General features: G+C 62.6%; 12 protein-coding genes. 9 read left to right on the top strand and 3 right to left on the bottom strand.

Annotation, left to right across the window (positions count from 1 at the left end; genetic code table 11):
- The first annotated feature begins 46 nt into the window (after positions 1 to 46).
- From pilH to CDO35_RS05230, 7 genes are all read left to right on the top strand, one after another.
- On the top strand, positions 47 to 412 hold the full coding sequence (gene pilH, locus CDO35_RS05260; RefSeq protein WP_099522894.1) for a twitching motility response regulator PilH: 366 nt from the start codon (positions 47 to 49) through the stop codon (positions 410 to 412).
- A gap of 45 nt (positions 413 to 457) precedes the next feature.
- Entirely contained in the window at positions 458 to 994 is a 537-nt protein-coding gene (locus CDO35_RS05255) for a chemotaxis protein CheW (protein WP_099522893.1), read from the top strand.
- An 81-nt stretch (positions 995 to 1,075) separates the two neighbouring features.
- On the top strand, positions 1,076 to 3,112 hold the full coding sequence (locus tag CDO35_RS05250; protein ID WP_099522892.1) for a methyl-accepting chemotaxis protein: 2,037 nt from the start codon (positions 1,076 to 1,078) through the stop codon (positions 3,110 to 3,112).
- A gap of 60 nt (positions 3,113 to 3,172) precedes the next feature.
- A complete protein-coding gene (locus CDO35_RS05245; RefSeq protein WP_099522980.1) occupies positions 3,173 to 4,033 on the top strand; it encodes a protein-glutamate O-methyltransferase in 861 nt (286 codons plus the stop codon).
- A 25-nt stretch (positions 4,034 to 4,058) separates the two neighbouring features.
- A complete protein-coding gene (locus CDO35_RS05240; RefSeq protein ID WP_099522891.1) occupies positions 4,059 to 11,294 on the top strand; it encodes an Hpt domain-containing protein in 7,236 nt (2,411 codons plus the stop codon).
- Positions 11,291 to 12,310: a chemotaxis protein CheB gene (locus CDO35_RS05235; protein WP_099522890.1), complete on the top strand. Its 1,020-nt coding sequence runs from the start codon at positions 11,291 to 11,293 to the stop codon at positions 12,308 to 12,310. The genes CDO35_RS05240 and CDO35_RS05235 overlap by 4 nt, the downstream gene beginning before the upstream one ends.
- Positions 12,311 to 12,320: 10 nt before the next feature.
- Positions 12,321 to 12,791 carry a chemotaxis protein CheW gene (locus CDO35_RS05230; protein ID WP_099522889.1) on the top strand — a complete coding sequence of 157 codons (471 nt, stop codon included), beginning with the start codon at positions 12,321 to 12,323 and terminating at the stop codon, positions 12,789 to 12,791.
- 78 nt (positions 12,792 to 12,869) lie between these two features.
- Here CDO35_RS05230 and CDO35_RS05225 read toward each other — a convergent pair whose 3' ends face one another.
- The 3 genes from CDO35_RS05225 to CDO35_RS05215 form a co-directional block, all read right to left on the bottom strand.
- A complete protein-coding gene (locus CDO35_RS05225; protein ID WP_099522888.1) occupies positions 12,870 to 14,354 on the bottom strand; it encodes an alanine/glycine:cation symporter family protein in 1,485 nt (494 codons plus the stop codon).
- A 211-nt stretch (positions 14,355 to 14,565) separates the two neighbouring features.
- Complete coding sequence (locus CDO35_RS05220) at positions 14,566 to 15,285, bottom strand: 16S rRNA (uracil(1498)-N(3))-methyltransferase (protein ID WP_099522887.1); 720 nt, start codon at positions 15,283 to 15,285, stop codon at positions 14,566 to 14,568.
- Between the two features lie 67 nt (positions 15,286 to 15,352).
- Positions 15,353 to 16,756: an adenosylmethionine--8-amino-7-oxononanoate transaminase gene (locus tag CDO35_RS05215; protein WP_099522886.1), complete on the bottom strand. Its 1,404-nt coding sequence runs from the start codon at positions 16,754 to 16,756 to the stop codon at positions 15,353 to 15,355.
- 258 nt (positions 16,757 to 17,014) lie between these two features.
- Here CDO35_RS05215 and CDO35_RS05210 point away from each other — a divergent pair, with 258 nt between their 5' ends.
- Complete coding sequence (locus CDO35_RS05210) at positions 17,015 to 17,560, top strand: cytochrome b (protein ID WP_099522885.1); 546 nt, start codon at positions 17,015 to 17,017, stop codon at positions 17,558 to 17,560.
- 59 nt (positions 17,561 to 17,619) lie between these two features.
- Complete coding sequence (locus CDO35_RS05205) at positions 17,620 to 18,195, top strand: YceI family protein (protein WP_099522884.1); 576 nt, start codon at positions 17,620 to 17,622, stop codon at positions 18,193 to 18,195.
- Positions 18,196 to 18,255: the final 60 nt, after the last annotated feature.

The raw sequence follows: 18,255 nt of genomic DNA, 5'->3' as shown, positions 1-18,255 counted from the left end.
CGTTCCGGCCTGACCGCCGTACGCCACTTCTTTATTGGGAAACACCATGGCTCGAATTCTGATTGTTGATGACTCACCGACCGAGATGTACAAGCTGACCGCCATGTTGGAAAAGCATGGGCATCAGGTACTCAAAGCGGAAAATGGCGCCGATGGCGTAGCTCTGGCTCGCCAGGAAAAACCCGATGCGGTGCTGATGGACATCGTCATGCCGGGCCTCAACGGTTTTCAGGCGACCCGTCAGCTGACCAAGGACGCCGAGACCAGCCACATCCCGGTGGTCATCGTTACCACCAAGGATCAGGAAACCGACAAGGTCTGGGGCAAGCGCCAGGGCGCGAAGGACTACCTGACCAAGCCGATCGATGAAGATACCTTGCTGAAGACTCTCAATGCGGTGCTGGCCGGCTGATGCCGTGCTGCTCGCGTACTAAATAAAAAGAAGGCCAAGGCTGGCATGTCCGTGCAGACTCCTTTCCAGATTCTCCTCGAGATCGACCAGCGTTGCCGAGCCCTGGCGGCCGGACTGCCGTCGCAGCAAGCGGCGGTACAGACCTGGAGCGGTATCGGCTTTCGCATGGGCGAGCGATTCTTCGTCGCGCCGATGGGGGAGGTGGGTGAGGTACTGCACGAGCCGCGCTACACCCTGCTGCCGGGTGTCAAAGGCTGGGTCAAAGGGGTGGCCAACGTGCGTGGCCGCCTGCTGCCGATCATGGACCTGTGCGGGTTCTTCGGTAATGAGCTGTCGCCGCTGCGCAAGTTGCGGCGAATTCTGGTGGTCGACTATCAGGAAATCTTCGCTGGCCTGACGGTCGATGAAGTTTTCGGTATGCAGCACTTCCCCGTGGATGCATTTTCAGAACAACTGCCGCCTCTCGAGGCGAGCATTGCGCCGTTTATCCACGGTGTCTTTCAACGAGAACAGCCCTGGTTGGTGTTCAGCCCTCATGCGCTGACGGCCGATCCTGGCTTTCTCGATGTGTCCTTTCAGTAGATTTTCGGTTGGGTCGGTTCTTCCGGCCCTTTGGCGTTACATGGGAACCGTAGTGCGGTCGGTCCAGGCGGGGGCCAGAAAATGAAAAAATTCAATGCAGGTAATTTGTTGGTCGGGGCGCGCAGTAGCACGCTGATCGCGACGCTGTTCGTCGTGCTGATCGTGTCCATCGTGTTGTTGTTTGCGAACTTCGCCTACATCAACACCCAGTCCAACTACGATACCGAGTACATCAGTCACTCCGGTGAGCTGCGCGTACTGTCCCAGCGTATCGCCAAGAACGCCACGGAAGCTGCGGCAGGTAAAGCCGAAGCGTTCGGCCTGTTGCGCGACGCGCGTAACGACTTCCAGCTGCGCTGGGGGTATCTGACCGATGGTGATGCCAGCAGTGGCTTGCCTTCGGCGCCCGCGTCGGTGCAGGCGCAGATGGCTGCGGTGCAGCAGGACTGGGATAGCCTGCGGCAGAATACCGACGCCATTCTGGCCAGTGAGCAGACCGTACTGTCCCTGCACCAGGTAGCCGCCACCCTGGCGGAAACCATCCCGCAGTTGCAGGTCGAGTACGAGGAAGTGGTCGACATCCTGCTGGAAAGCGGCGCGCCGGCTGCCCAGGTTTCTGTAGCCCAACGCCAGTCGCTGCTGGCCGAACGTATTCTCGGCTCGGTGAACAAGGTACTGGCCGGTGACGAAGACTCGGTACAGGCCGCCGACATGTTCGGCCGTGACGCCAGCCTGTTCGGCCGTGTACTGGCTGCAATGCTCGAAGGCAACGCGGCGATGGAAATCAGCCAGGTGACCGACGAGGAAGCCCTCGAGCGTCTGGCCGAGATTTCCGAGCTGTTCGAATTCGTATCCGGCTCGGTGGACGAGATTCTCGAAACCTCGCCAGAACTGTTCCAGGTACGTGAATCGGCGAACTCGATCTTCACCGTGTCGCAGACCCTGCTGGACAAGGCCTCCGAGCTCGCCGTCGGCTTTGAGAGCCTGGCCTCGGGCCGTGCCATCAACACCCTGTTCGGCTACGTGCTGGGTGGCCTGGCGCTGGGCTCGATCATCCTCATCGGTCTGGTGATGGTGCGTGAAACCAACCGCCGTCTGGCTGAGACCGCCGAGAAGAACGAGCGTAACCAGGCCGCGATTCTGCGTCTGCTCGACGAAATCGCCGACCTCGCAGACGGTGACCTGACCGTGGCCGCGACGGTAACCGAAGACTTCACCGGTGCCATCGCCGACTCCATCAACTACTCCATCGACCAGCTGCGCGACCTGGTAGCCACGATCAACCTGACCGCCGTTCAGGTAGCCGGTGCTGCCCAGGAAACCCAGGCCACGGCGATGCACCTGGCGGAAGCTTCCGAGCACCAAGCGCAGGAAATTGCCGGCGCCTCCGCGGCGATCAACGAAATGGCGGTGTCGATTGACCAGGTATCGGCGAACGCCTCGGAATCCTCCGCGGTAGCGGAACGTTCCGTAGCCATCGCCAACAAGGGTAACGAAGTCGTACACAACACCATCACAGGCATGGATAACATCCGTGAGCAGATCCAGGACACCTCGAAGCGAATCAAGCGCCTCGGTGAATCGTCCCAGGAGATCGGTGACATCGTTAGCCTGATTAACGACATTGCCGACCAGACCAACATCCTCGCACTGAACGCCGCGATCCAGGCCTCCATGGCCGGTGATGCAGGCCGCGGCTTCGCCGTGGTAGCGGACGAGGTACAACGCCTCGCAGAACGTTCCTCGGCGGCAACCAAGCAGATCGAGGCGCTGGTAAAAACCATTCAGACCGACACCAACGAAGCCGTTATCTCCATGGAGCAGACGACTTCCGAAGTGGTGCGCGGTGCTCGCCTGGCGCAGGACGCCGGGGTGGCACTGGAAGAGATCGAGAAGGTATCGAAGACCCTCGCGGCCCTCATCCAGAACATTTCCAACGCCGCGCGTCAGCAGGCCTCTTCGGCCGGCCACATTTCCAACACCATGAACGTGATCCAGGAGATCACCTCGCAGACGTCCTCGGGTACCACCGCCACCGCGAAGAGCATTGGTAACCTGGCCAAGATGGCCAGTGAGATGCGCAAGTCGGTGTCCGGTTTCACCCTGCCAGACGCCTGATAAAGGAGTGCGAAGGCTGGCGGCAGCCTTCGCTACATAGCCATGACTCAGGGCGAAGGTATGCAGTCAGCGGGCGTTTGGGCATTGCGCCCGGTGGCCGATATGTCGCAAGCCGATTTTCACGACTGGCAGACGTTGCTCGAGGCGCGTACCGGTGTGGTGATCAGCGAGCAGCGGCGCGCCTTTCTGCAGACCAACCTGAGTGCGCGCATGCGCGAACTGGGCGTCACGGATTACGCCAGCTATTACCGCCAGGTCACCGATGGCCCGCGTGGCGCGGTGGAGTGGTCGACCCTGCTGGATCGTCTGACCGTGCAGGAAACCCGCTTCTTCCGCCACCCGCCGTCCTTCGAGGTGCTTTCGCAGTACCTGCAGGAGCGTCTGGCGGCGGGCCTGGGCAAACCCTGGGAGTTCTGGAGCGTGGGTTGCTCCAGTGGTGAAGAGCCTTACTCGCTGGCGATTCAGGCCGCGGATGCGCTTCAAGGCAGCGAGTTGCCCGAGCATTTCGCGGTAACCGGCACGGATATCAGTCAGGGCGCGCTGAGCAAGGCACGCGAGGCGTGTTATTCGGTGCGACGCCTGGAGCAGGTGAGTGACGAGCTGCGCGAGCGCTACTTTCTCGCACAGGCCGATGGACGCTTCAAGGTAGTACCGAGCCTGGCTGCGCGTGTGTGCTGCGCCAAGCTCAATGTGCTGGAACTGGCCAAGGCGCCGATGTCCGGCATGGATGTGATTTTCTGTCAGAACTTGCTGATCTATTTCCGCCGCTGGCGTCGCCGCGACATCCTCAATCGCCTGGCCGAAAGCCTGGCGCCGGGTGGCCTGCTGGTCGTGGGCGTGGGCGAAGTAGCCGGTTGGCAGCACCCGCAACTGGTGCCGGTGGCCGACGAGCGAGTTCTGGCGTTTACCCGCAAGGGATAAGGCCAAGTTTATGAGTGGAGTGGCTATGGGTGATCGGCATGATTATGTCGCCCTGGAGTGGGTCAAAGGCGAGATCGGGGAAACCCTGAAGCAGGCGCGGCAAGCCCTGGAGGCGTTCGTCGAGAACCCGCAGGACCCTACGCGCATGCGCTTCTGCCTGACCTACGTGCACCAGGTTCACGGCACCTTGCAGATGGTAGAATTCTACGGCGCCGCGTTGCTTGCCGAGGAAATGGAGCAGTTGGCCAAGGCGTTGATGGAAGGTCGCGTAGCCAATCAGGGCGAAGCCCTGGAAGTGCTGATGCAGGCCATCCTGCAACTGCCGGTGTACCTCGACCGCATCCAGACCGCTCGCCGCGACCTGCCCATGGTCGTACTGCCGCTGCTCAACGACCTGCGTGCCGCCCGTGGCGAGAAGCTGCTGTCGGAAACCAGCCTGTTTTCCCCGGACATGTCCGCGCGCCTGCCAGCGCTGCCATCCGACAGCCTGGCACGCCTGCGTACCGCCGAGCTTCCCGTGCTGTTGCGCAAACTGCGGCAGATGCTGCAAATGGCCCTGGTCGGCGTGATCCGCAATCAGGAGCTGGCGACCAATCTGGGTTATATGGCGCGCGTCTTCGCGCGCCTGGAAACACTGTGCAAGGACGCCCCGCTGGGCGGCCTGTGGCAGATCGCTTCCGGCATGGTCGAAGGTCTGGCCAACGGCAGCGTGGTCAACGGGACGTCGGTGCGTACCCTGCTGCGTCAGGTCGATAAGGAGCTCAAGCGCCTGGTCGAACAGGGCGCCGATGGCATCAACCAGTCTGCGCCCGATGAGCTGACCAAGAACCTGCTGTTCTACGTCGCCAAGGCGCCGGCACAGTCCCCACGCATTCGTGCGCTGAAGGAACAGTACCGCCTCGACGAAGCACTGCCTGACAATGAGGTGGTGGACGAAGAACGTGCTCGCCTGGCCGGGCCAGACCGTGACGCCATGCGTTCGGTGGTCGCCGCGCTGTGCGAGGAACTGGTGCGTGTCAAGGACAGCCTCGATCTGTTCGTGCGCAGCGATCGTAGCCAGCCCGGTGAGCTGGACGCCCTGCTGGCACCGCTCAAGCAGATCGCCGATACCCTCGCGGTGCTTGGCTTCGGTCAGCCGCGCAAGGTCATTCTCGACCAGATCGACGTCATCCATGGTCTGTCCCTCGGCCAGCGCGAACCGAACGATGCGGTGCTGATGGACGTCGCTGGCGCGCTGCTCTATGTCGAGGCGACGCTGGCCGGCATGGTCGGCCCGAGCGATGACGGCCCGAACGAACAGAGCCATCTGCCGACCACCGACGTGGCGCAGATCCACCAGCTTGTCATCAAGGAAGCGCGCAATGGCCTGGAACAGGCCAAGGACGCGATCATCGAGTTCATCGCCTCGCAGTGGAACCACGAGCACCTGGCCCGTGTGCCCGAACTGCTGACCCAGGTCCGTGGCGGCCTGGCGATGATTCCGCTGCAGCGTGCTGCCGATCTGCTCAATGCCTGCAACCGCTACATCCAGGAACAACTGCTAGCGCGCAAGGCCGTTCCCAACTGGCAGAGCCTGGACACCCTGGCCGATGCCATCACCAGCGTCGAGTACTACCTCGAACGGCTGTCCGAGGACCATGGCACGCAGGGCGATCTGATTCTCGACGTTGCCGAGGAAAGCCTGGAAACCCTGGGTTATCCGCTCAAGGAAAAACCGTCGATCCTCGACCGTGTCGAGCCGCAGGAAGAAACCCTGGCACCGCTGGCTGACCCACTGCAAGAAATCGAGCTGCTGGGTGCCGAAGACGAACAACTCGAAGAGCCCCTGGCCGAGAGCGAGGCGCTGACATTCGATGTGGGCGAGCCGTCCAGCGATGAGGTTGCGGACCTGCAACTGCTGGACGCTGAGCCCGAGCAGTCGGACGCCCGTGAGACTGCCGACAGCTTTACCTTCGAGCTAGACGAGCTTGAAGAGCTACCCGCCCTGCAGGACGAAGAGACTGTTGCCGCACCGCTGCTTGACGCTGAGCCGGAGCTTGAGCTCGAAGAGCTGAGCCTGGACCAACTGGCCGAGCCGGCGCAGTGGGATGAGCTGGAACTGGCCGATCTGGAACTACCGGAAGTCGAGCTGCCCAGCGCACCGCAGGTGCAGGAACTGCCGGATGAACCGGCAGCGGAGAAGCCGCTGTCGATGGCCGATGTCATGGCCGCACCGGTCCAGGCGATCAATCCGCCTGCCGCCGATGTGCCGCCGAGCCTGTTGCCGCCGCCTGCCGATGAAGAGCCGGTGGACGAAGAGCTGCTGGAAGTCTTCATCGAAGAAGTCGGCGAAGTGCTGGAAACCATCGGTGAGTACCTGCCGCAGTGGCAGGCCGATACCGACAACAAGGACGCGCTGATCGAAGTTCGTCGCGCCTTCCACACGCTCAAGGGCAGCGGGCGCATGGTTCGCGCGCTGATCATCGGTGAGCTGGGCTGGTCCATCGAGAACCTGCTCAACCGCGTGCTGGACCGCAGCATCGAGCCGAACGCGCCTGTGCAGCAGGTGGTACTCGATGTCGTGGCCCTGATGCCGGCGCTGGTCGACGAGTTTGCCGCCAAGGCGCAGCGTCAGCGCGACGATGTCGATCTGCTGGCGGCCACCGCGCATGCCCTGGCCAAGGGGCTGACGCCCCCAAAATCTAACGCCCCGGCCACCCAGCAGGTAGCCGAGCCCGTGGGCGTTGACGACGCTACCGAGGTCGTCGAGCTGGACGAGTCGGCCAACGACCAATCGCTCGATGGTGAGCCCCTCGACCCGCAGTTGCTGGAAATTTTCCGCAACGAGGCGGAAACCCATCTGGATACCCTGGTGGGCTTTCTTGCCGACTGCGCACAGGAACTGCCGCAGCCAGTCACCGACGACCTGCAGCGTGCGCTGCACACCCTCAAGGGCAGCGCCTATATGGCCGGGATCCTGCCGGTGGCAGAAATCGCGGCGCCGCTGGAAAAGCTGGTCAAGGAGTTCAAGACCAACCTGATCCAGGTGGATCTGGCGGCTGCCGAGCTGTTGAGCAGCGCCGAGGGCGTGTTCCGTATCGGTCTCGACAATCTCGAGACCCAGCCTCTGGCACCCATTCCTGGCGCAGAGGCACTTCTTGCTCGCGTCCAGGCGTTGCATCAGGAGCGTCTCGCCAGCGCCGAAGACGAGCGTATGGCGCAGAGCGGCGAAAGTCGCGACCCGCAGATGATCAGCATCTTCCTCGCCGAAGGCATGGATATCTTGCTGGACGCCGAGGACCTGCTACGCAAATGGCGTGAGCATCCGTCCGAGCGCCAGGAGCTGTCCGCGCTGCTGGAGGAGCTGACGACCCTCGGCCGTGGCGCCGAAATGGCCGAGCTGCCGCAGATCGACGAGCTCTGCGAAGCCCTGCTGGATCTCTATGGCGCCGTCGAAGAAGGCAGCCTGGCGGTCAGCGAGCGCTTCTTCGACGAGGCGGAGAAGGCCCACGAAGCGCTGATCGGGATGATGGATCAGGTCGCTGCGGCCTTGCAGGTCACCCCGCAACCCGAGCGGGTGCAGGCGCTACGTGATCTGCTGAGCGAAGCCATCGATCCGCATACCTTGGCCTTGCTGACGCCTGGCGTCGAAGGGCTGGAAGTCATCGAGTTGGACCAGGCCACTGCCGAGTTGGAACAGGAAGCCGAGGCTGAGCCGGTGCTGTGGCAAGAGGCACCCGCCGAACCGGAAGTCGCCGAAGACATTGATCTGGAGTCGCAGTTCGAGGCCGAGCTGGGCTTCAGCCCTGTCGACGCCGATCTTGATGAGGAAATGGTCGAGATCTTCCTCGAAGAGGCTGTGGATATTCTCGATAGCGCTGGTCAGGCGCTGGAGCGCTGGCTCAGTGAGCCGGACAACACCATGCCGCTGTCCTCACTGCAGCGCGACCTGCACACCCTAAAGGGCGGTGCGCGCATGGCCGCGATTCGCCCGATTGGTGATCTTGGCCACGAACTTGAGTCGCTCTACGAGGGCTTGGTCGACCGCCGTTACAACCATTCGCCGGCGCTGGGCAATCTGCTGCAGCAAAGCCATGATCGCCTGGCGCAGATGCTCGATCAGTTGCAGGCCCGACTGCCGTTGGTCTCTGGTGACGACCTGATTCAGGCAATTCGTCAGTTCCGCCAGGGCGGTACGCCGCAGAGCCTGTCGGCGGCTGTCGCCCAGGTTGAGCCGGAGCTGGACGACGAACTCGTCGAGCCGATTGTGGTGGTGGAGCCGGATAGCTTCGAGCTGCCGCCCTTGGCGCTGGTCGAAGACGAAATCGTGCTCGACGAAGTGCCACAGGCAGAGCCAGAGGCAGTGTTGCCGCTGATCGACGAAGTCGAGCTGGTAATACCCGAAGACGAACTGCCTGTTGCCGAGCCCGAGCCGCAGGGTGCGACGCTGGCCAACTGGCATGAAGAGCGTGATCCCGAACTGGTGGAAATCTTCCTCGAGGAAGGTTTCGACATCATCGACAGTGCTGGCGCCGCTCTGCAGCGCTGGATGGGCGATGTTGACAACAGTCTGGAGCTGGAAGCCCTGCAGCGTGACCTGCACACCCTCAAGGGTGGTGCGCGCATGGCTGAAATTCGTGAAATCGGTGATTTGGCCCACGAGCTGGAATTCCTGTACGAAGGTCTCGGCGGTGGTCGCCTGAGGGCTAGCCAGGAGCTGTTCACCCTGTTGCAGGCCTGTCAAGACCGCCTGGCCGAGATGCTCGAAGCCGTGCGAGATAAGCGGGCAGTGCCGCAGGGCCATGCCCTGATCGAGACGATCAAACGCTTTCGTGCCAACCCTGACGAGCAACTGAGCATGCCGTCGGCGGTACAGCTCAGGGCGGTGGTCGAGAGCGACGAAGCCGAAGAGGCTGACAGCGACATCCTCGATATCTTCCTCGAAGAAGGCGATGACCTGCTCGAGGCGATGGAGGTGTCGATCGGGCGCTGGGAAGAACAGCGCGATGATGTCAGCGCCATCGACGAAATGCTGCGCACGCTGCACACCCTCAAGGGTGGTGCGCGTCTGGCTGGGCAGAAACGTCTTGGCGATCTGAGCCACGACCTGGAACAACATCTCAGCGAGGCTCTGCTGCAGGGCGCCCCCTGGCCGGAGAGCCTGTTGCTCGACGTGCAGTCCGGTTTCGAAGGGCTGCAGAATGAGCTCGACGTGCTGCGCCAGCGTCTTAGCGCCAGTCTCGGTGATGAGCCGGTGGCGGCCGATGCCGAGGTCGAGCCAGCGGCGGCGCCTATGAGCAATCTGCTCAACCCGATCGTTGCTGCCAGTGACGTGCCAAGCCAGTTGCAGGCGCCGAAGGTGCTGCCGTTCGTACAGCGTGCGCAGGAGGCCGCACTGGAGGCAGCGTCCCGCCGTGCGCCACAGGAGCTGGTCAAGGTGCCAGCCGAGCTGCTCGAAGGCCTGGTCAACCTGGCCGGTGAGACGTCGATCTTCCGCGGACGTGTCGAGCAGCAGGTGAGCGATGTCGGTTTCACCCTGAGCGAGATGGAAGCGACCATCGACCGCGTACGTGATCAGTTGCGCCGTCTCGATACCGAGACCCAGGCGCAGATTCTCAGCCGCTACCAGGCTGAGGCCGAGCGCGCCGGTTATGAAGATTTCGACCCGCTGGAGATGGACCGCCACTCGCAACTGCAGCAGCTCTCGCGCGCGCTGTTTGAATCGGCCTCCGACTTGCTCGATCTGAAGGAAACCCTGGCGGCGAAGAACCGCGACGCCGAGACCCTGCTGCTGCAACAGGCGCGGGTCAATACCGAGCTGCAGGAAGGCTTGATGCGCACCCGCATGGTGCCGTTCGACCGCCTGGTGCCGCGTCTGCGTCGCATCGTGCGCCAGGTTGCAGGCGAATTGGGCAAGCAGGTGGAGTTCGTCGTCGGCAACGCCGAAGGGGAAATGGACCGCACGGTGCTCGAGCGCATCGTCGCGCCGCTGGAACATATGCTGCGTAACGCCGTCGATCACGGCATCGAGCTGAGCGATGTGCGTCGCGCGGCTGGCAAGTCGGAGACCGGCACCATCCGCCTCAATCTCGGTCGTGAGGGCGGCGATATCGTTCTTACCCTGGACGATGACGGCGGTGGTATTCGCCTGGAAGCCGTGCGGCGCAAGGCCATCGAGCGTGGGCTGATGGACGCCGACAGCGACCTGAGCGATCACGAAATCCTGCAGTTCATTCTTGAGGCGGGTTTCTCCACTGCCGAGAAGGTCACGCAGATTTCCGGCCGTGGTGTCGGCATGGACGTGGTGCACTCGGAGGTCAAGCAACTCGGCGGTGCGATGAGCATCGACTCGACGCTGGGCCAGGGCACGCGCTTCACCATTCGCCTGCCGTTCACCGTGTCGGTCAACCGTGCGCTGATGGTGTACTCCGGCGAAGACCTCTACGCCATCCCGCTGAACACCATCGAAGGTATCGTGCGGGTGTCGCCGTTCGAGCTGGAGGCCTATTACGCGCCTGACGCGCCGCGCTTCGAATACGCCGGACAGGCCTACGAGCTGAAGTACCTGGGCGACCTGCTGAACAATGGCCAGCATCCCAAACTGGTGGGTCAGAGCCTGCCGCTGCCGGTGATTCTGGTGCGCTCCAGCGAGCACGCCGTGGCGGTGCAGGTAGACAGCCTGGCCGGCTCGCGCGAGATCGTGGTGAAGAGCCTCGGCCCGCAGTTCGCCGGGGTGCACGGGATCTCCGGTGCGACCATCCTTGGTGATGGCCGCGTGGTGGTGATTCTCGATCTGCTGGCGACCATTCGTGTGCTGCATGCACATCTGCAGAATCAGCTGATGCCGCGCCTGGCTTCGCGTCAGGCTTCGGCCAGCGAAGAGGTGGAGATCGACCGTCCGACGCTGGTCATGGTGGTCGACGACTCGGTCACCGTGCGCAAGGTCACCAGCCGTTTGCTCGAGCGTAACGGCATGAACGTGGTCACCGCCAAGGACGGGGTCGACGCTATTGCCCAGCTCCAGGAACACAAGCCTGACATCATGCTGCTGGACATCGAAATGCCGCGCATGGACGGCTTCGAGGTGGCCACGCTGGTGCGCCACGACGAGCGTCTGAAGGACCTGCCGATCATCATGATCACCTCGCGTACCGGCGAGAAGCACCGCGAGCGGGCCATGTCCATCGGCGTCAACCAATACCTCGGCAAGCCCTATCAGGAGTCCTTGCTGCTTGAGACCATCGCTCAGTTGGTGGATAGCCATCGGGTCAAACGGACATGACAGACAAAACCTCCGCGCGTATTGCAGTAATCGCCGACACCTCGCTGCAGCGCCATGTGTTGCAGCAGGCATTGGCTGGTGGCGGTTATCAGGTAGTGCTCAACAGCGACCCGGCGCGGCTCGACGAGGAGCAACTGGCAGCCTGCGAAACCGACCTGTGGTTGGTGGACCTGGCTCAGTCGGAAGATTCGCCGCTGGTCGACAGCCTGCTCGAGCGTGTCAGTGCCCCGGTGCTGTTCGGCGAGGGGCATGCGCCCGAGCGTCATTCGGAGAACTACCCACGCTGGGAGCGCAGCCTGTTCGGCAAGCTCAAGCGCCTGGTCGGTGATCCGACTCAGGCGGTCGGGCCCAGCCTGCAGGCACTGCTCGATGAAGCGCAGCGTCCAGCGCGTCTGGAGCTGCCGCAAGCGCTGGCCAATACGCCGCTTAAAGCTGGCGAGCCGGCACGCCAGGTCTGGCTGCTGGCTGCCTCGTTGGGTGGCCCGGCAGCGGTCAAGGCATTTCTCGATGCCTTGCCGGGTGGCCTGCCCATCGGTTTCATCTATGCCCAGCACATCGACGCCAGTTTCGAGGCGGCCTTGCCACAGGCGGTCGGTCGACACAGCCAGTGGCACGTCAACTCGGCACGTCATGGCGATCCGGTGCGTTGCGGTGAAGTGGTGGTGGTGCCGATCAGCAATGAATTGGGCTTTGCCGAAGACGGTGCGATGCAGATTGCCGAACGCGGTTGGCCGGAGCCTTACAGCCCTTCCATCGATCAGATGATGCTCAATTTGGCGCAGCAATTTGGTGGCCTGTGCGGTGTGATCGCGTTCAGCGGCATGGGCAGCGATGGCAGTGCCGCTGCCGCTTACGTCAAACGCCAGGGTGGCTTGATCTGGACCCAGCGCGCCGACAGTTGCGCCAGCCCGAGTATGCCCGACAGCCTGCGCGAGGGCGGCTATAGCAGTTTCAGTGCCGACCCGCGTGAGTTGGCCGTGGCCCTGGTCAATCACCTCGCCGAACATTGCAGTTGAGGACGTTTCAATGAGCCAAGCCGTCGCCACCCAGAACAGCGCCGCCAGCCTCACCGGCTTGCTGGTGCCGCTGGCCGACCGCACTTTGCTGCTGCCCAACGTGGCGGTGGCGGAGCTGATTCCCTATCGCGCGCCGCAGACGACCGAAGGTACTCCCGACTGGTTTCTCGGCCAGATCGCCTGGCGTGACCTGCGCCTGCCGCTGCTCTCCTTCGAGGCCGCCAGCGGTGGTCAGGCACAGGTTGCCAGTGGCGCTCGCGTTGCGGTGATCAATGCCCTGGGCGGTCGTCCCAAGGTCAAGTTCATCGCCTTGCTGGTGCAGGGTATTCCGCGCTCGCTGAAGGTCGGCAGCGACCTGGCGGCGGCGGATGTCGAACTGGCTCCGCTGGAACTTGGGGCTGCGCGCGTCGGTGACGACGTGGTGCGTATTCCTGATCTGGCGGCACTGGAGCAACTGCTCGCCGATGCTGGCCTGATCTGAAATAACCCAGCGCGATCGCATCGCCCATGAAAAAGCCCCGGCACTGGCCGGGGCTTTTTCGTTACTGCCTTGAGGTGATCAGCGCTGTGGTTGCTGCGCTGCGGACTTCTCTGCAGTCAGGTTGTCGTCTTTAGACGGAGCCTGCTCCCAGTAGTCGGCATTGGTGATGCCAAGCTTCTCGGGGTGGAAGACCGGGTCTTTGCCCTCGTCCAACTGCTGCTCGTAATCCTTCAGGCACTTGTAGGCGACCTTGTGCATGAGCAGGATGGCGATGATGTTCAGCCAGGCCATCAGGCCCACACCGAGGTCACCCAGATCCCAGGCGAAAGTAGCGGTATGCACGGTGCCATACACGGTAGCCGCGATGATGCCGAATTTCAGCAGCAGGGTGAGGATGGGGCGCTTCACCTTGCGGTTGATGTAGGCAATGTTGGTTTCGGCGATGTAGTAGTACGCCAGGATGGTGGTGAAGGCGAAGAAGAACAGGGCGATGGCAACGAAGGCGTTACCGAAGCCGGGCATCATGTTCTCCATCGCGGTCTGCACGTAACCCGGGCCTGCGGCTACGCCAGCGATACCGGTGAACAGCGCGCTACCATCGGGAGCCTGAACGTTGTACTGGCCGGTGATCAGCAACATGAACGCGGTTGCGGAGCAGACGAACAGGGTGTCGATGTAAACCGAGAAGCCCTGAACCAGGCCCTGTTTGGCCGGGTGGCTGACCGCTGCGGCCGACGATGCATGCGGGCCGGTGCCTTGGCCTGCTTCGTTGGAGTACACGCCGCGTTTCACGCCCCACTGAATGGCCATGCCGACGATGGCGCCGAAACCAGCTTCGAGGCCGAAGGCGCTCTTGAAGATCAGTGCGATGACGTCCGGCAGTTGGCTGATGTTGAGCAGGATGATCACCAACGCCACCAGGATGTAGCCCAGCGCCATGAACGGCACGACTACTTGGGTGAAGTGGGCGATACGCTTGACGCCGCCGAAGATGATCAAGCCGATCAGCACGGCCAGCACAGCTGCAGTCACGTTCGGGTCGATACCGAAGGCGGTATTCACGCTGGAGGCGATGGAGTTGGCCTGTACGCCTGGCAGCAGCAGGCCGCAGGCGAACACGGTAACCACGGCGAACAGCCAGGCGTACCACTTCAGACCCAGGCCGCGCTCGATGTAGAAGGCCGGGCCACCACGGTATTCACCGTTGAGCTTTTCCTTGTACACCTGACCCAGAGTGGACTCGACGAACGCCGAGCTGGCGCCGAGGAAGGCCACCATCCACATCCAGAAAACGGCACCCGGACCACCGAAGGTGATCGCGGTGGCCACACCGGCGATGTTACCGGTACCGACGCGACCGGCGAGGGTCATGGTCAGGGCTTGGAAGGAGGTGATGCCATGTTCATCGGTCTTGCCGGTGAACATCAGGCGAATCATTTCTTTGAAGTGGCGAACCTGGAGGAAGCGTCCGCGCAGGGAGAAGTAGAGACCAACGCCGAGACATAGATAGATCAGCGCCGGGCTCCAGACCAGACCGTTTAGGGTCGAGACCAGTTCGTTCATGCAATGCTCCTGGGCATGCGGCCGCCTTTTGGGCGGGGCCGAGGCCCGTTGTTTGTTATTGGAAGAGAACGACGCTGCGGGGCGCCGGCCTCGGCCGCGCGCGGGTTGCTGGTGAGCGGGTCGCGCGTGCGGCGCGCAGAGCATGACAAAGACTGTCGGTCTTGCAATCTCTTGAGGTCACAATTTGTTACGTCAAGGCGACATTTTGCGCTTACAGGTCGCCCCACAACTGCTGAGCGACACTCAGGGCCACTACTGGCGCCGTTTCCGTGCGCAAAACTCGGGGTCCGAGGCGCGCGGCGTGGAAGCCGGCACTCTTTGCCTGATCGACTTCAGTATCGCTCAAACCACCCTCCGGGCCGATCAAAAAAGCCAGGGAGCGTGGTGGGGCATGGCCGATCCAGGGCTCGGCGACCGGGTGCAGTACCAGCTTCAGGTCGGCTTCGATCTGCTGCAGCCAGGCGTCCAGTTCCAGCGGCGGATTGATTACCGGCAACACCGAGCGGCCACATTGCTCGCAGGCGCTGATCGCCACCTGACGCCAATGGGCCATGCGCTTGTCGGCGCGCTCGTCTTTCAGGCGTACCTCGCAGCGTGCGGAGACGATCGGGGTGATTTCGCTGGCGCCCAGTTCGGTGGCTTTCTGGATCGCCCAGTCCATGCGCTCGCCGCGTGACAGCCCCTGGCCCAGATGGATACGCAGCGGCGATTCGTTCAGCCCGGCGATAGACTCGCGCAGCTCGACACGCACACTTTTCTTGCCCACCTCGATCAGTTCACCGAGGTATTCCTGGCCGCTGCCGTCGAACAGCTGCACGGCATCACCCACCGCATGGCGCAGCACACGGCCGATGTAATGGGCCTGCGCTTCGGGCAGGTCGTGTTGGCCGAGGGAGAGCGGGGCATCGATGAAGAAGCGGGACAGGCGCATGACGTATCAACCTTGAGCAGAGGCGCGAATTCTAGCTGTAGGGTGCGCTGTGCGCACCGCTCCTGAGTCAGCCCGGATCGCGATGATCGGGGTAACGGTTGTCCACTGCCACGCTGACGGACTCTCGGGTGGCGATATCGATGCCCTCGCTGGCCACCTCGGCGAGGAAGTCGATCTCTTCGGGTGTGATCACGTAGGGCGGCAGGAAGTACACCACGCTGCCCAGTGGGCGCAGCAGCGCGCCGCGCTCCAGTGCGTGCTGGTAAACGCGCAGGCCTCGCCGCTCCTGCCAGGGGTAGGCTGCCTTGCTGGCCTTGTCCTGCACCATCTCGATGGCCAGAGCCATGCCGGTCTGGCGCACTTCGGCGACATGCGGATGGTCGGCCAGGTGCGCGGTGGCGCTGGCCATGCGCGCGGCCAGGACCTTGTTGCGTTCGATCACGTCGTCATCGCGGAAGATATCCAGCGTCGCCAGGGCGGCGGCGCAGGCCAGCGGGTTGCCGGTGTAGGTGTGCGAGTGCAGGAAGGCGCGCAGGGTGGCGTAGTCGTCATAGAAGGCGCCATAGACCTCATCGGTAGTCAGCACCGCTGCCATCGGCAGGTAGCCGCCGGTCAGCGCCTTGGACAGCACCAGGAAATCCGGGGTGATGCCAGCCTGCTCGCAGGCGAACATCGTGCCGGTACGGCCGAAACCGACGGCGATTTCGTCGTGGATCAGGTGCACGCCGTAGCGGTCGCAGGCCTCGCGCAAGAGTCTGAGGTAGATCGGGTGGTACATGCGCATGCCGCCGGCGCCCTGGATCAGCGGCTCGACGATTACCGCGGCGACCTCATGGTGATGCTCGGCCAGCGTTTGCTCCATGTGGGCGAACATGACGCGCGAATGTTCTTCCCAGCTCACGCCCTCGGGGCGCAGGTAGCAATCCGGGCTAGGCACTTTTAGGGTGTCGAGCAGCAGCGGCTTGTAGGTGTCGGTGAACAGCGACACGTCGCCCACCGACATTGCTGCCACGGTTTCACCGTGATAGCTGTTGCTCAGGGTGACGAAGCGCTTCTTCTCCGGTCGGCCGTTGTTGAGCCAGTAGTGGAAGCTCATCTTCAGCGCGACTTCGATGCCCGAGGATCCATTGTCGGCGTAGAACACCTTGTTCAGGCCTACCGGGGTGATCTGCACCAGGCGCTCGGACAGCTCGATGACCGGTTGATGGGTAAAGCCGGCGAGCATCACGTGTTCGAGGTTTTCCAACTGCTCGCGGATGCGCGCGTTGATACGCGGGTTGGCGTGGCCGAAGACATTGACCCACCAAGAGCTGACGGCATCCAGGTAGCGTTTGCCGTCGAAGTCCTCCAGCCATACGCCGGAGGCCTTGCGGATCGCGACCAGCGGCAGGCGCTGGTGATCCTTCATCTGGGTGCAGGGGTGCCACAACACGCCGAGGTCGCGTTGCATCCAGTGGTCATTGAGGCTCATGAAAAATCTCCCTGTGTTCGGCGGCACAGCCTACCAGAAGCGGCCTGTGAGACGCGGCCGATGCCGTTGGTCTGCCGCAATATGCCGTCTGCTCCTGAGGTGGCGAACTTTGCCATGCAGGCTTCGCACTAAGCTGACCGACTTGAATGCGTCGGGATGAGATATCGCATTTCTCGATGTTTCATAGCGAAATTTTCCGCTTTAAATCGATATATTTGCCGTTAGTCTTGCTCGGACACTGAATTAGGGAAGCCCCCCATGCAATGGCGCAATACCTCTGCTCGTTATGGTCTGGTCAGCGTCGTGCTGCACTGGCTGGTGGCGTTGGCCGTGTTCGGTCTGTTCGCCCTCGGCTTCTGGATGGTGGGGCTCAGCTACTACGACCCGTGGCGGCAGAGTGCACCGGACTTGCACAAGAGCATCGGTATCCTGCTGTTCGCGGTGATGCTGCTGCGCGTGCTGTGGCGTTTGCTCAATCCGGCGCCAGCGGCACTGAGCAATCACGGCCCGCTCACTCGCCTGGCCTCCAAGCTGGGTCATGGCGTGCTCTATTTCGGTCTGTTTGGTGTGATGATTTCCGGCTACCTGATTTCCACTGCCGATGGCCGTGGCATCGAGGTATTCGGCCTGTTCAGTGTGCCGGCCACCCTGACTGGTATCGCGCAACAGGAAGACATTGCCGGAGCGATTCACGAATACCTGGCCTGGGGCCTGGTGATTTTCGCTGGCCTGCATGGCCTGGCCGCACTCAAGCACCATTTCATTGACCGCGACAGCACCCTGCTGCGGATGTTCGGGCGCTGAAGCCATTCATAACCGGGCCAATGCCCACCTAGATCGACAACCTCGCAAGGAGAACACCCATGTTGAAGAACGCCCTCGCTGCACTGGTTCTGGGTTCCGCTCTGATCGGCGGCCAGGCCACGGCGGCTGACTACGCCATCGACAAGCAAGGCCAGCACGCCTTCGTCAATTTCAAGATCAGCCACCTGGGTTACAGCTGGCTGTACGGCACCTTCAAGGACTTCGACGGCAAGTTCAGCTTCGATGCTGCCAACCCTGAGGCGAGCAAAGTCAGCGTGACCTTGAAGACCGCCAGCGTCGACACCAACCATGCTGAACGTGACAAGCACATCCGCAGTGCCGACTTCCTCAATGCGAGCAAGCACGCTACTGCCACGTTCGAATCCACTTCGGTCAAATCCACTGGCGAAGGCACTGCCGACGTGACCGGCAACCTGACCCTGAACGGTGTGACCAAGCCGGTGGTGATCGCTGCCAAGTTCATCGGCGAGGGCAAGGACCCGTGGGGCGGCTACCGCGCCGGCTTCGAGGGCACCACCACCTTGACGCTGAAAGACTTCGATATCTCCATGGATCTCGGCCCGGCTTCGCAAACCGTGGAGCTGATCATTTCGGTCGAAGGTGTACGTCAGTAAGAAAAGGAGCGAGGCGAGTCATCGGTGCGCACGGTGCACCCTACGTAACGGACAAACCAG

This window comes from Pseudomonas sediminis (assembly GCF_002741105.1).
Taxonomy (GTDB): Bacteria; Pseudomonadota; Gammaproteobacteria; order Pseudomonadales; family Pseudomonadaceae; genus Aquipseudomonas; species Aquipseudomonas sediminis.
The sequence above is the reverse complement of the archived record's forward strand: the minus strand, read 5'-3'. Positions and strand labels throughout refer to the sequence as shown.

Coding starts and splice junctions, on each gene's coding strand:
- pilH (WP_099522894.1), top strand. CDS start 47: ATGGCTCGAATTCTGATTGTTGATGACTCACCGACCGAGATGTACAAG.
- CDO35_RS05255 (WP_099522893.1), top strand. CDS start 458: ATGTCCGTGCAGACTCCTTTCCAGATTCTCCTCGAGATCGACCAGCGT.
- CDO35_RS05250 (WP_099522892.1), top strand. CDS start 1,076: ATGAAAAAATTCAATGCAGGTAATTTGTTGGTCGGGGCGCGCAGTAGC.
- CDO35_RS05245 (WP_099522980.1), top strand. CDS start 3,173: ATGCAGTCAGCGGGCGTTTGGGCATTGCGCCCGGTGGCCGATATGTCG.
- CDO35_RS05240 (WP_099522891.1), top strand. CDS start 4,059: ATGGGTGATCGGCATGATTATGTCGCCCTGGAGTGGGTCAAAGGCGAG.
- CDO35_RS05235 (WP_099522890.1), top strand. CDS start 11,291: ATGACAGACAAAACCTCCGCGCGTATTGCAGTAATCGCCGACACCTCG.
- CDO35_RS05230 (WP_099522889.1), top strand. CDS start 12,321: ATGAGCCAAGCCGTCGCCACCCAGAACAGCGCCGCCAGCCTCACCGGC.
- CDO35_RS05225 (WP_099522888.1), bottom strand. CDS start 14,354: ATGAACGAACTGGTCTCGACCCTAAACGGTCTGGTCTGGAGCCCGGCG.
- CDO35_RS05220 (WP_099522887.1), bottom strand. CDS start 15,285: ATGCGCCTGTCCCGCTTCTTCATCGATGCCCCGCTCTCCCTCGGCCAA.
- CDO35_RS05215 (WP_099522886.1), bottom strand. CDS start 16,756: ATGAGCCTCAATGACCACTGGATGCAACGCGACCTCGGCGTGTTGTGG.
- CDO35_RS05210 (WP_099522885.1), top strand. CDS start 17,015: ATGCAATGGCGCAATACCTCTGCTCGTTATGGTCTGGTCAGCGTCGTG.
- CDO35_RS05205 (WP_099522884.1), top strand. CDS start 17,620: ATGTTGAAGAACGCCCTCGCTGCACTGGTTCTGGGTTCCGCTCTGATC.